The organism is Prevotella sp. E15-22 (assembly GCF_023204875.1).
In the GTDB taxonomy this organism is placed as follows: domain Bacteria; phylum Bacteroidota; class Bacteroidia; order Bacteroidales; family Bacteroidaceae; genus Prevotella.
In genome coordinates this window covers 3,060,976-3,075,161 of sequence record NZ_CP096247.1, presented here as the reverse complement: position 1 = coordinate 3,075,161, position 14,186 = coordinate 3,060,976, and the positions used below count along the sequence as shown (strand labels likewise).

The following is a 14,186-nucleotide window of genomic DNA, read 5'->3' as shown; positions in this document are numbered from 1 at the left end:
AATTAGGTTTTTTGTTTTCTGAAATATCGTCCAACAACGGGGAGACTGCTTAGGGGCAGGTCTTTTTTGATGACGCTGACCAGGAAGCCAATGATAAGCAGCGTGCTCAGCGTCAGCGATGCCCAGGTGGGTAACTCTTCCTGTGCCCAGTACATCACCCAGAAAGCCGCAAAGGTCTGAACGACATAGGATACGATATCCTTCATGGGATAGGGAATAGGATTCTTGATCTGACCAACGATATAGCTCAGCACCATGGCTGTGCCATAGCCGGCCACCCCCCCCCAGGCGCAGGCCCAGTAGCCATACTTCGGTATCAGCAGGATGTTAACGGCAAAGAGCACTGTGCAGCCAGCCAGCGAGAACCACGCACCATAGATGGTCTTGTCGATAAGTTTATACCAGAACGACAGGTTGAAATAGACCCCCATCATAATCTCGGCAATCATGACGATGGGCACCACGCCCAGTCCCTCGCGATACTCCTCTCCGATGATATACTGCAGCACAGGCATCCATCCCACCACACACAGGAAGGCCAGTAGGGTGAATATCAAGAAGTATTTCATGGCCGAGGCATAGTATTCCGTCTTGTCGGCATCCTTACTCTTGGCAAAGACGATGGGCTCGTAGGCATAGCGAAAGGCCTGCGTAATCATGGCCATGATCATGGCAATCTTTACACACGAGCCATAGACGCCCAACTGCACGTTAGCCTCTGCCTCATCCGGATAAACCAGTGGGAAAATGATCTTGTCGGCCACCTGGTTCAGAATGCCGGCAATGCCCAGAATCAGGATAGGCCATGAGTAGCCGAGCATCTGCTTGAGCAGTTTGCCGTCGAACTGCCATTTGATGCTGAACAGTCCAGGAATAAAGAAGAAGGTGATGAGTCCTGTACATACCAGGTTGATGAAGAAGACATAGAATACAGATGTCTTGCCCAACCATACGAAATAGAGGACGTTAAGACCAATGTTCAATACGATAAACAGCATCTTTAGCGATGCAAAGCGGATAGGACGCTTTTGGAATCGCAGGTAGCTGAAAGGAATAGCCTGTAGGGCATCGAGTGCCACCACCACTGCCATCATCAACAGATAGTCGGGGTGCTCAGCATAGCCCAGACTGTTACTGATAGGTGTGATAAAGCCGAAGATGAGCAGCAGGAATACCAGCGTCAGCGAGCCCACCACCGCCATCACTGTCGAGAATACCGTGTCGGACTTATGGCGCTCGTCGTTGGCAAAGCGAAACAGTGTGGTCTCCATGCCAAAGGTGAGAAGCACCAGGATGAGTGCTGTATAGGCATAGATGTTCGTACTCACGCCATAGTCGCCCGATGCCTTGGGCATGTAGTGTGTGTACAGTGGCACCAGCAGATAGTTCAGGAATCTGCCAACGATGCTTGAAAGGCCGTAGATGGCCGTGTCTTTTGCAAGTGACTTAAGATTTGCCATTATTTGTCTTTTGTCTTTTTTTACCTTTTTACCCTCTTACGTTCTTACCTTTTTCTTTTGCCTTTCTTTATCCAAAGAAGAAATATGCAATGAAGATAGCTGCTATGATGCCTGCCAGGTCGGCCAGCAGTCCGCAGACCACCGCGTGGCGTGTCTTCACGATGCCCACGCTGCCGAAGTAAACTGCGAGGATATAGAATGTTGTGTCTGTTGAGCCCTGGAAGATGCACGACAGGCGACCGATGAACGAGTCGGCGCCATAGGTGGTCATCGCATCAACCATCATGCCGCGAGCACCGCTGCCGCTGAGTGGCTTCATCAGTGCTGTGGGCAGTGCACCCACGAAGTCGCTGTTCATGCCTGTCAGTTCAATGCCGCTACGGATGCCATCAATCAGATAGTCCATGGCGCCCGATGCACGGAACACGCCGATGCCCACGAGAATAGCCACCAGATAGGGGATGATGCGGACGGCAGTCGAAAAGCCATCTTTGGCACCTTCGATAAAGGCATCATAGACGTTCACCTTCTTGAAAACGCCAGCCAGGATAAAGGCAATGATGATGGTCATCAGCAGGATATTGGCTGCCGTGGTGCTCACCGTGTTCATCGTCTCGCCGTCCATCTGACTGAAGCCCCAGATGATGCCTGACACCAACAAGCACGCACCCAGCAGCGTTACGAAGATAACCCTGTTAAATAGGTTGATGCGCTGAAAGATAGAAGTGATAAGCACGCCTATCATGGTCGAGAAGAACGTGGCCAGCAGGATGGGGATGAAGATGTCTGTGGGCTGTGCCGCACCCATCTGGGCACGATACACCAGAATGCTGACAGGAATCAGGGTCAGTCCGCTGGTGTTCAGCACCAGGAACATAATCATGGGGTTCGATGCCGTGTCTTTCTTGGGATTAATCTCCTGCAGCTGCTCCATGGCTTTTAGTCCCAGTGGTGTAGCCGCATTGTCGAGTCCCAGCATGTTTGCTGCAATGTTCATGAAGATACTGCCCGTGACGGGGTGTCCCTTAGGTACATCGGGGAACAGTCTGACGAACAACGGCGACAGCATGCGTGCCAGAACGTTGACCACGCCGCCTTTCTCGCCAATCTTCATCACGCCCAGCCACAGCGACAGAACGCCCGTCAGGCCGAGGGATATCTCGAATGCCGTCTTCGAGGATGAAAACGTTGAGTCCATCATGGCGGGGAACACGTCAAAGTCGCCCCAGAAAATCAGTCGCACCAATGCCACGAAAAATGCGATGACAAAGAATGCTATCCAAATATAATTCAGTACCATACCAATGTGCAAAGGTACAAAGAAGTGAGCGAAAAGCCAAATAAATATACAAGAAAAAGGACGCCTATTCACATAGACGTCCTCCAAAATGAAAAAAATTAAAAAATTCTCTTAAACAATGCGTATCTTAATACCAGATAACATCCTTGTTATGAACCCAATCCTTGAACTTCGGGTATCTCACCTCGATAGACTCGAACTCATCGCACCATTCGTAGGTGGGCTTCACCGCAATCTTTGCGGCGGGCACGCCAGCATGTGCCTCGAGTGGATACCATTGGTCGTTCTTCTTGACCATAATCTGGATGTCACGGCCTCTTTGTGTCCTGTCGATACCAGTGATGTCAAACGATACTGGTGTCTTCTCGCTCTTGCGATTTTCGTAGGTGTTGACCATCACGCTTGTGCCTACGCCAAACAACTGGTGAACCTCCTGACCGGCAACGGTGAGGGGCAGTGTACCACCAGCGGCCTGCAGGGTGATAATGGCCGTTGTGTTCGAGGTGTAAGTCACGTCAAACACCACGTCGTTGAAATCGAAGTCCGACGACTCCGAAGCACTCAAGTCCTCGGCGATGATACGAACATCGGGCGTCAGGTCGAGGTCAGGCTCTGGCTCAATGCTACCGCTGCCGGCAAAACCAAGACAGCAGCGTGTGGGCTTGATGGTGATGGCGGGCTTGCCGTCCTCAAAGCCAGGCGCATAAATTTTGGCGTTGCCTGAGAAGTCGATATAGGGATACTGGCCAGAATAGCCGTTGCCAAAGTGGGTCTCAGCGTTGACATACAGGTTGCCGCCGTAGGTCACCTCGTAGCCCTGATTCTGGGCCCCCTTCACAATGTTCTTGGCATCCAGCACGGCATAGCCGCCTGTCTCAGGGCCATAGAAGCCGTAGTAGGCCTTGGTGGCGTTCATGGTGCAGGTCTCTGTCACCTTAAACACTGAGTTCTCGCCCATATAGACGAAGAACGGTCCACCGTTAAAGGCGCTCCAACCTGTGGAGTATTGCTTCGCCCAGTTGCCGCCGCCGTTGAAGTTCTTCGTCAGCACGCTCGAGCCGGCATCCATCTTGAAGTTGCCGTTGCCAGGGTTGTCACCCAGGTTGATATTGAAGTCCTCGTCCACCGTCAGGAAACAGTTGTTGATCACCTCGTCGCTGGCAGCGTTATAGATGAAGTTGCCCGTATGATAATGGCCGTTGTTCACCCATGTGTTGTTGTTGCTGTTCACGAAGGTTGTTCCTGTGATGCGTACAGAATCGTTGTTCTCGAACTTACCCGTTCCTGCTGTGTTCAGGTCGGCAGCCGTGATAATGCCATTGTTCTCAACCACCGAGTAGTCGTTCTCTACAGAGATCTTCGTGGTGACTTTCACCAGACCCGTGTTCACCAGCCAGCTGTCGCTGTTGGTCGAGAGCTTGTTGGCCTCGATAGTGCCGTGGTTGAAGATGTGCAGACCGTTGTTCAGCTTCAGCTCGCCAGGCGTCACAATCTTCGAGTTGGGTGCCATATAGATGTTCGTGTATGTCTGCAGGTTGGCGGCATTACTGGCGTTCAGCGTCAGGGTAGCACCCTCGACCAGATACAGCTCAGAGTGGCCGTCAAAATAGAAACTGCGGTTCGAGAAGTCGCAGTTACCCTTGATATAGAGCACACCGCCCGAACGGTCCTGCCAATTGCCCTCGGCAGTGGCACCGCCCCAGATGTTCAGGTCGCCCTGCCATGTCTCATCAATATAGTTGTTGGCACGAGCCACGTTCTGTGTCAGCTTCTCCACGCCGGCAGGCACGTCGGCCAGAAATTTGCTGGCGGGGGCGTCCTCAGGGAAATTGAACGTGGGCTGGATGGCACGCGTTCTGCGGGCGTTGGCTGTCTCTGCGCCAAAACCCCAGTCCTGATCGGCGGCGGGAACGCCGAATGTGTTAACGAAACTGGTGCGATAATTGAGTTCTACCTGGCTTAGATTAGTTCCTTCAAAATCATGAGAACAGCTCGTAAGCCCCATGGCTATCATCATCGCAGCCGTTCCTAACAAATACAAATTCTTCATCTTTATCATCTTCTTTTTTTTGCGCAAAATATGTTATCTAGATTCTCGTTGCAAAGGTAAGCAAAAAAGTCGTGGTGGGCTTGTGTAAATCGTTAAAAAGACTAAAAAACGACAGATACTTCAATAAAAAACCGTATTTCATGCGGTGCGAACGATTGTTTTTTTGTAATTTCGCCAACAAATTGGAAGAAATGTCATGAAGAATATCATCAAGATTTTTTGTGGAATAGTGTTGCTGACGGCCCCCTTTCTGCTGTCGTCTTGTCGCCATATGGAGATGAGCAACGAGCAGTGGCGCCAGATTATTCAGGCCAACTATCCCATCGATTCCATCGACAGCTATCATACGTGGGACCTGCTGCAAGACAAGGCGTTGACCATCCGTGTGAAGATTGCCGACCAGGACATACAGAAAGTGCAGATACTGAATGGTAACCCCTATATCAGCGAGGGTGTCGAGGTGCTGGCCGAGCGCCCCTGTAAGACGGGTCAGGTGGTTCGCCCCACCTTCAAGGTGCCCAATGTGATGCCCACCCTCTATGTAGCTGCCGTAAACGGTGAGGGCCGATATTATGTGGTGCCTGTCGACAATGCTGTTGATGTGACGATAGGCGGTAGTAGGGTGATTAACGACGGAGAACTCCATCAGCCTATCTATCAGACGTTTACCTATCTTTTTGAAGAGGATTATCCCTTCCCTGGCGATTTCGATTTCAATGATGTGGTGCTTCGTATCTCGCAGCATGCCGTCAACGACAGCACCCTGGCTGTTCAAGTCACACTGGCTGCCGTTGGTTCTGCCCAGCAGATTGGCGCTGCCATCCGTCTGCCGCATATCAACAGGGATGATGTGCACGATGTGACAATAGAGGAGGGCTCTCGCTTCGACGAGAACTATGCCACCAGTCGTTATTTCATCTCTGACGATGAGGTGGTGAGCAGCGGTCTTGACGGCTCGGCTGTCATCAACCTCTTCGAGGATGCCCACTGGAGCTTGAAGCCTGAGGAGTCGATGGGTCAGGTGGTGCGCCTGCGCTATAATACCCTGAAATACGAGATCGAGGACGAGGCAGCCGTTGTGCCCACCGTCACCCGTACTTACGACCTCCATCTCAAGTCGTCCATCAATGCCTATTATCTGTCGCTGGCCGATATCGACCCTTTTATCATCGTGGCCAACAACGGTATGTGTGTCGAGGTGCACACCTATATGCATAAGTACGACGAGGCCTTGTGGCACTATACCACAGGCTCTGGCGGTATGGACGACCGTGTGCCCTGGGCACTGATGATTCCAGATGCCACGTTCCATTACCCTGTCGAGGGCATCACGTTGGGCATGTATCGCGATGGCGAGATATCAGGTGCCTATAGCCGTCGTAATCACTCCTTTGGTCAGTGGGGGCGCAATCGTAATAGCTCGAAAGACTGGTGGCTCTACGAGAATGCCACCAAACCGCAGGTGTATTAAGTACGGGGGAAATATAAAAAGAGGCCGTTTCTTCGCAGGAAACGGCCTCTTTCTTTATGTTAGTTCTCTTAGTTTTCTGGCTTGTAGATCTCGTCCTCAACGGGGTTTGTCTGGGTTGTCTGATACCATTTTCTCACGGTTTCATCGGTGGTAGAGGCATCCTTGGCAAACTCAATGAAGTTGGGATAGGCATCCTTGATGCTGTGTGCCTCGCGCGGCCAGCGCCATTTGCCTGGCACCACGATGCCGTGAGGATCCTGTCCCTGCTTGGCCACGTGCACCTCCATATAAGGCGTCTTAATCCAGAAGTCGGCCGTCTCGTACGAGAAGTTGGCTGGCTTGGTGATGGTTGTGGTCACAAACTCCTCCTTGATGCCGTTGTTCACCGTGTTGATGAACACGCCGCCCTGATGGCCGAAGATGCGATGCACTTCCTTGCCGCCGCCGGCAAACAGCATCTTGTCGTCCAGATAGACATTCAGGTTGAAGGCAGCACCAGTGGCGCAGAGGGTCACGTCGAGCACATTCTCGTCCTCAGCATTCTCGTTCACTCTGATCACCACGTCGTTCATGTCGTAGTCGCCCAAGGGTGTATCCTCAAAGGCGTAGGTCCATACGGCAGGCTCGCCAGGGATGTCTTGCGAGGGAACAGAGCTTGTGTCGTGATAGCCTGTGCCAGTACAGTCGCCGCGAGGGATAGTGAAGGTTGAGTTATCCTCGTTGGTCCACTTCGATATCCTGTACACCAGGCCACGCATATAGGTGTTGCTGTTGTCAATCTTCGCTCCGTAATGGTAGTAGAAGTTGCTGGGATTCCAGTCCATATACAGGTTGTAGGCGGTCTGCAGGTCAGTGTCGTTGTTGGCAAACACGCTGCCCACCTTCACCACGGCAAACTCGTTATAGTTTCTGGGGCCATAGATGGTGGCACCGTTGGCCTTGATAGAGCCAGCCGTGATCATGCTGAGGTGATGGAGCTCGTTGAGAAAACCGCCATAAAGACCGTTGCCTGTGATATAGAGCTGGCCACCCACATCCAATCGACTGTTCTTCAGCATGATGAGTCCACCCACGCCAGAGTTCTCTGTAAACTTCATATAACAGCCGTTCACAATGTCTTGGTTGTAGGCATCGGCCTGCATGGCATTGGTACGGGCGGTGATATGTCCGAAGTTGGTGAAGTGCGTGCCCTGGGTGGTGCCCATCAGCACATCCACGTTCACAATGTTGTTGTTATAGAAACGCGAGCCGTTCAGGTTCAGTGTGCCGTTATAGTCGATGGTACCTGCGTTATAGCACCAGCCACCATTGTTCACATTGAACACAGCACCGTTTTTGCCTGTGATCTTGCCGCCAGGACAAACCACGAATCTGCCTTGGTTGCTGAAGTGGTTCTCGTCGGTATCAAGGATAATCTCGCCACCGTCGGCCACCACCAGCGTGATGTCGTTCAGACTATTGCCTACCAGGTGTACCTTGCCCTCGATATAGACCACCAGGCCGTTCACCACACCATTGTAGCCATTGGTATTGAATATCTGTCTCAGTTCTACATTGGCAGGCACGCGATAGTGTCTCATGTCGCCATAGTATTCTGGCTGTCCCTGCCGGTTGTAAGTGGGGTTCTGCAGACTGCGGCCCTGGAACTTCGAGCCTACGATGTCGTCGTCAATGATGGTGTAGTTCTTCATCTGCTCCAGACTAATCTGATCCACCGTGGGCACCTGGTCCCAACTGTTCACCTTCGTATAGAAGGGGTTCAGGTAGTCGTTCAGTGTCTTGGCATAGGGAGCGGCATCGTCGTCGGTCTCAGAGGCGCGATTCCACGAGCGGGCTTCTGCGGCAGGTTCCTCCTGCTTGCCTCCAAAGCTGATGTTGAAGACGCTGTCCTCCACATAGGCACTCTGCACAATGCGGCGATACTTACTGTCGAACACGGCTGCATAGAGCACGCTGTCGGCCGTAGGCATGTCCAGGTTCAGTCGGGCAGTGTCGCCTTCTGTCACCATGGTCTTGGCATAGTAGTGCACATCGTCGTTGAACAATGGGTTCTTGTCGTAGATCACCAGTGTGTATTCCTGATCCAGTCCCAGGTTAACGGACACGTTGGCCTGGATAGCGGTGGCCAAGTTCCATTTCTGGTTGGGGTCTATCTCTACACCCAGTCTCTCGGCGGCGTTCTGAAGGGCCTCTTCGTTCGATGGCTCTGTAAACACCACGTCGTGCGAACAGCCTGCAAAAAGGGCTGCTATCAGGAATGCTAAACTATATTTGAGGTACTTTTTCATAGCTATGTTCTTGTTGCGCGTGTACAATAATATATATGAATTCGGTGCAAAGGTATACAATTTTTTTCAATAGTGGAATGCGTTATAAGTTAAAATTGCTTAAACCGCTGTGGCCATCTGCTTATAAATCATTATCTTTGCACCATAAAAACTTACAAAACTAAATCGTATGAAACTAAGAACTATACTGTTTTCCGTAGCAGTCTCGTTGGCCTGTGTGAGTGCCAACGCCCAGCAAAAGGTTTTCTTCTATTCACCCAATCCTGGCGGCGGCCTGCACATGGCTGTCTTCGAGGACAACGCATGGACCGATCTCCGTCAGTTGTGCTCGTCCGACTATGGCACGTGGGGTGTCGAGAAGAAAATGTATCACCCCTCCCTCTGTCGTGCCACTGATGGCTCGTGGCGACTGGTGTTTCAGGTGAACGACCGCTCACCGCTCTTTGCAGCAGCCTATAGCCGCGACCTTGTGACGTGGCGTCCGCAGGACTATCCTCGCGTTTCTTCGCCCCAGTGCCTCAAGCCTGTGGTTCAGTCGGTCGGCAATGCCTTCCAAGTATATTATCAGTCGGCTGATGGTGCCGTGCATCGTGTCAATGCTGATGCAGAATTCCGCCATTTCATCGGTGATGAGGTCGTTAATGCTGATGCCAGATTGTGGCAGCGTGACACGGTCATTATCAAGGGCGAGCAGCGCATCGGCCAGATCTTTTCTATCTCTGATGCCGAGTTGCAGGTGGTGCGGCAGGATGCACGCCTGCAGGCCCAAAAGGGTGCTTTGACTGGCGAGCGCATGCACGATGATGCGCAAAAATTATCGATTCCATCGGTGATTAACGCCACACTGACGGTTCTTCCTCAGCAGGAGAAAAATATCAGCGACAAACTCATTGGCATCTTCTTCGAGGATATCAGTTATGCGGCCGATGGTGGTCTTTATGCCGAACTGATTCAGAACCGCGACTTCGAATATTCCTCGAGGGACCATCGTGGCTGGAATGCCACCACGGCTTGGCACTCATCAAAACCAATAGAGATAGCTACTGAGCACCCGTTGCATCCTAATAATCCTCATTATGCCCTCATCTGGCCTGACACACTATGGAACGAGGGATGGGATGGCATCGTCGTTGAAAAGGGCAAAAAATATGACTTTTCCATGTTTGTCCTTGCAGGTGGTCAGAAGCAGGACTTTCTCATCCAGTTGGTTGGCCAGAAGGGACAGGTGCTGGCTCAGAGCAAGCTGAAGACACATGCTTCCGACTGGCAGCAGTTCTCAACGGTGCTCAAGGCTAAGGCGAGCGATGAAAAGGCGCGTTTGGTCATCATCCCCCAGAAAGCAGCCCACGTAGGTATCGATATGGTGTCGCTTTTCCCACAGGAAACCTTTATGGGCCGTAAAAACGGCTTGCGAAAGGATCTGGCGCAGGTCATTGCCGACCTGCATCCCAAGTTCGTGCGCTTCCCTGGTGGCTGTATGAGTCATGGTCAGGGTCTTGAAAACATCTATCACTGGAACCATACGGTGGGTCCGCTCGAGAGTCGCATGCCTGACTTCAACATCTGGAACTATCACCAGACGCGTGGTTTGGGCTTCTTCGAGTATTTCCAGTTCTGCGAGGATATCGGTGCCGAGCCGCTGCCTGTCCTTGCGGCTGGCGTGCCTTGTCAGAACTCGGCCAATAATGCTGAGGGCATCGGCGGACAGCAGGGTGGCATCCCCATGGCGGATATGCCGGCCTATATCGATGAAATCTGCCATTTAATCGAGTGGGCCAACGGCGATCCTGCCACCAGCGAGTGGGCTCGCATGCGTGCTGCGGCTGGTCATCCCAAGCCTTTCAACCTGAAATATCTGGGCCTGGGCAACGAGGACATCATCTCGACGGTCTTCGAGGAGCGCTACGAGATGCTCTGCAAGGCCATCCGCGAGCGCTATCCTGATATTAAGATATGTGGCACGGTGGGTCCGTTCCATAGTCCTTCGGCCGACTATATGGAGGGTTGGGACTTTACGAAGAAGCATCCCGACCTGCAGTATATGGTCGATGAGCACTACTACGAGAGTACGGGCTGGTTTATGCACAACCGCGATTATTACGACCATTACGACCGCTCGGCGGCGAAGGTCTACCTGGGCGAGTGGGCTGCCTCTACCAACGTGAAGCGCCCCAATGTGGAGACGGCACTGGCCGAGGCCCTCTACCTCACGGACATCGAGCGCAATGGCGATGTGGTCGAGATGACATCGTATGCGCCCATGCTCAGTAAGGATGGCCATTCCAACTGGAACCCTGACATGATTTATTTCTCTAATACAGATATTCGCACCACGCCTGCCTACGAGATTCAGCGTCTCTTCTCTGTCTATGGTGGCGACAAGTATGTGAATTCTCAATTATCCATTGTCAATTCTCAATTATCTCATCGTGTGGGTGCCAGTGTTGTGCGCAACTCGAAGACGGGCAAGTGCTATCTGAAACTCATCAACGCCCTGCCTTCAACCCTGAACATCTCTGTCGAGGGCATCTCCCTGCCTGCCACCGTCAAGTGTCAGCAGTTCACTGGCGCCATCGACGACCAGAAGGCAAAGGCCGTTGAAATCGAGACCAGCGAGCCCACCACGCTTCCTCCCTACACCTTCCGTGTAATCGAACTCTAATAGTCCTATTATACTACCGAATTTTGGTATCGTGACTACCATACGTTGGTAGCCACGCTACCACGGCTTGGTAGCCTGACTACCAAAGCTTGGTAGTGTGCCTACCAAAGCTTGGTACTGACGCTACCAAGCCTTGGTACTGAGAGTACCAGAGGCGTTGGTACTGAAAATACCAGAGGGGTTGGTACTGTGAGTACCAACCGCTTGGTACCAGGGGTTTTGGGAAATTCTGTATAAATTTATCGTATCATTTCTTTTCATCATTTTTTTCATTTTATTCTCTTAAAGTCCTTCTCTTTCCAAACTTTTTCGTAACTTTGCAGCTGGTTCGGGGAGAAATCCGAACAAATTAAGAAGCATTTGCTATTATTTCGCGTTAAGCCAATATGCCTAGGAAACAAATTGGGATAAGAAACGCTCTGAAGTAATAGAGATTTGTGGGTATAGGAATATGTATACTCGCATCCTGTCAATATTATAGCAATGCATCGACGCAATAGGCGTGGTGCATACTTATATGACAGGATGGGGCCCATTTTCCTAGGCATACCCCAGCTTAACGCATAAGGAGCATCACGCTTTCTTTGTGCGTAGGCGATTGATAGTTCATGCCTAATTTTGACTTAAAACTATCAATCGCATATGGATGAATTATCATTTACTAAGAAGTACGACAAAGAACTGCAAGGTCAGATAGAATTATTGCAGAAGTATCTTCCTCGAGTTGACCGATCGTTGGATATTTCTGATGTGCAGAAATATTATAGTGATGGTGTCGTTCGTGGAAATCTTCTTGAATTTAAGACACAGATAGAGAATTTAAATGTAGTGCTTTCACAAACAATAAAATTGTTGTCGTCAATGAGATTAAAAGGACGCCCATTACCTGCAAATATCATCCTTATCTCGTTGAATGATACAACTGCCTACATATATCATTCTGCGGATTATCTTGAAAAAATTGAAAAGGTATATGTCGGAGCTGCGTCAAGAAACAATAAAACATTTGTTGCAGATGACCCTTTCTTGCGACTTAGTTATAGCAATCCCATTGAAGAAGAAAAGTTGATAGGAATACTTCGAACTGAGAATTATACGAAGATTCATATCGACGAAAACTGCATAGTTGGATGGGCATCTTTTTTCTATAAACAGTATCCAAAATCTACAAAAGCAGAATTTATTGGAGATGAAACAGGAGAGACAAAAATTATAGGTGAAATAAGGAAACCAGATAAATTTCGCGATTATATCTATCCATATAAAGGAAAGAGTAATGAGAAATTCCGTTATCTGATGGATCGTCTAAATGATGATTTACACAAGAAAGATTTAGGTGCTTTCTATACCCACACCGTATATGCTAAAAAATCTCTTGAACTAGTTCGAAAAGCAATTGCAAGAGTACCCATTGGAAATGATTATGTGATAATAGATCGCTGTGCAGGAACAGGTAATTTGGAGTCAGGAATGACTACAGAGGAACTTACGCATACAATTGTATCTACATATGAGTACTATGAATATAAAGTGCTACTGGAAACTTTTGGTGATAAGGTAAGGCATATAATTCCTCCAACTGAAAAAATCGACACCTTTAATGGAGGCATGGTTCGAGGTGCAAACGCCTTAAGCATGGATTATGTTAATAATGAGACTATCATGCAATATGTTCGCAATCCACAATGCACTATTATCTTGTTTGAGAATCCACCTTTTGCAGACACTACATCGATTGAACACCAAAAGAAAAATGCTGGTAAGAAAAGCTCTGAATGGAAGACGTATGATGTCTTTAAAGAGATGAAGAAAGAGGTGAAGGGCACGGCCCTTAATGATTTGGGTAATGTATTCATTTGGTCTGCATTTAAATACTATCTTCGCCAGCCTACAGATAGCTATATAGTTTATTCGCCTGTTAAATATTGGAAAGCGCAACATTTGATTGACAAGAAATTCCTTGGAGGTTTTGCTTTTAATCGAAAACACTTCCATACAAATATTGCAGCTACAATTATGGTTGCATTCTGGAGTAACGAAGATGATAAAGAATTAGATAGTTTCAATATAGCTGCATATGATATCAATGCTGAGAACAACTTGGATTATGTAGGAGATTTAGCTATAAAGAAAATACACTCGTCGTATAGTCAGCTGTATTTTGACAAGCGTACATTCTCTGATGATATAATAAATGAGGGTATTCTTTGTAGCAAGGATGGAACAGAAAGACTTGTTTCTAATACAATAAGGATTAAGCCAATTCTCAACTCTAATATTCTTGGTTATATGGCAGTTTATAGTAGTGGTTTTGATAATCCCGACAATATGGCAAGTCTTCTCATTGCTGGAAGATATGATGGCAATGGCTTCTTTCTTCGTAATGATAATTATTTGGAAAAACTTCCTATGTTTGCAGCAAGTCGATATATTACGTATAATAGAGAATGGACGGAACGTAGTCGTATCATGAAATCTGGAGATGGAGCAGAAAGATTTAAGAAGGCAGTTTCCTCAGGAAAACTTGATGCATATCTGTTAAAGTGTTTGCTATTTACCATTCTTGAACCTCAGAATCATATGCGTGAATTTGTTGGCTCTGATGGCAGACATTACAAAAATCAATTATGTCTTGATACAACAAACGGTGATACTCTTGCTTCAGAGAGACTAAAAAGTATGAAGAAAACTGATGACGAGGAGACGATGCTGGAATTGCTAAATAAAATAATAGAAGAAGCTAAGCAAACTGCAAATTACCAACCACAATACAATTATGGCTTGTATCAGATAAAAACAGAGCTGAACACTGAGCATATTGACACAGATACTGGTGATTCTGTTCCTGATTATCCTGAGTTAAACGGAAATATTGAAACACTAGCAGAACTTGTAAAGGGTTATTATAACAAAGAAATAGTCCCAATCCTATTTGAATATGAATTTTTAAAATAA

At 48.9% G+C, this 14,186-nt stretch carries 7 protein-coding genes; 3 read left to right on the top strand and 4 right to left on the bottom strand.

The annotated features are described in order from the left end of the window. Window positions 1-2: 2 nt before the first annotated feature. The 3 genes from M1D30_RS12660 to M1D30_RS12650 all read right to left on the bottom strand — a co-directional run bounded on the left by M1D30_RS12660 (window position 3) and on the right by M1D30_RS12650 (window position 4,810). Complete coding sequence (locus tag M1D30_RS12660; RefSeq protein ID WP_248504543.1) at window positions 3-1,460, bottom strand: lipopolysaccharide biosynthesis protein; 1,458 nt, start codon at window positions 1,458-1,460, stop codon at window positions 3-5. A 67-nt stretch (window positions 1,461-1,527) separates the two neighbouring features. After that, window positions 1,528-2,760 (bottom strand): nucleoside recognition domain-containing protein, encoded by a 1,233-nt coding sequence (locus M1D30_RS12655; RefSeq protein WP_248504540.1) that lies wholly within the window; start codon window positions 2,758-2,760, stop codon window positions 1,528-1,530. 127 nt (window positions 2,761-2,887) lie between these two features. Continuing rightward, on the bottom strand, window positions 2,888-4,810 hold the full coding sequence (locus M1D30_RS12650) for a hypothetical protein (protein WP_248504538.1): 1,923 nt from the start codon (window positions 4,808-4,810) through the stop codon (window positions 2,888-2,890). A 196-nt stretch (window positions 4,811-5,006) separates the two neighbouring features. Between M1D30_RS12650 and M1D30_RS12645 the strand changes: the two genes are divergently transcribed. Continuing rightward, window positions 5,007-6,281 (top strand): LruC domain-containing protein, encoded by a 1,275-nt coding sequence (locus tag M1D30_RS12645; RefSeq protein ID WP_248504535.1) that lies wholly within the window; start codon window positions 5,007-5,009, stop codon window positions 6,279-6,281. 68 nt (window positions 6,282-6,349) lie between these two features. Here the strand turns inward: M1D30_RS12645 and M1D30_RS12640 are convergent, their stop codons facing one another. Further along, window positions 6,350-8,569, bottom strand: coding sequence for a DUF4842 domain-containing protein (locus M1D30_RS12640; protein WP_248504533.1), 2,220 nt, complete (start codon window positions 8,567-8,569; stop codon window positions 6,350-6,352). 169 nt (window positions 8,570-8,738) lie between these two features. Here M1D30_RS12640 and M1D30_RS12635 point away from each other — a divergent pair, with 169 nt between their 5' ends. Next, a complete protein-coding gene (locus M1D30_RS12635) occupies window positions 8,739-11,231 on the top strand; it encodes an alpha-L-arabinofuranosidase C-terminal domain-containing protein (protein ID WP_248504531.1) in 2,493 nt (830 codons plus the stop codon). 642 nt (window positions 11,232-11,873) lie between these two features. Further along, window positions 11,874-14,186 carry a hypothetical protein gene (locus M1D30_RS12630; RefSeq protein ID WP_248504529.1) on the top strand — a complete coding sequence of 771 codons (2,313 nt, stop codon included), beginning with the start codon at window positions 11,874-11,876 and terminating at the stop codon, window positions 14,184-14,186.

Coding starts and splice junctions, on each gene's coding strand:
- M1D30_RS12645 (WP_248504535.1), top strand. CDS start 5,007: ATGAAGAATATCATCAAGATTTTTTGTGGAATAGTGTTGCTGACGGCC.
- M1D30_RS12650 (WP_248504538.1), bottom strand. CDS start 4,810: ATGAAGAATTTGTATTTGTTAGGAACGGCTGCGATGATGATAGCCATG.
- M1D30_RS12660 (WP_248504543.1), bottom strand. CDS start 1,460: ATGGCAAATCTTAAGTCACTTGCAAAAGACACGGCCATCTACGGCCTT.
- M1D30_RS12635 (WP_248504531.1), top strand. CDS start 8,739: ATGAAACTAAGAACTATACTGTTTTCCGTAGCAGTCTCGTTGGCCTGT.
- M1D30_RS12630 (WP_248504529.1), top strand. CDS start 11,874: ATGGATGAATTATCATTTACTAAGAAGTACGACAAAGAACTGCAAGGT.
- M1D30_RS12640 (WP_248504533.1), bottom strand. CDS start 8,569: ATGAAAAAGTACCTCAAATATAGTTTAGCATTCCTGATAGCAGCCCTT.
- M1D30_RS12655 (WP_248504540.1), bottom strand. CDS start 2,760: ATGGTACTGAATTATATTTGGATAGCATTCTTTGTCATCGCATTTTTC.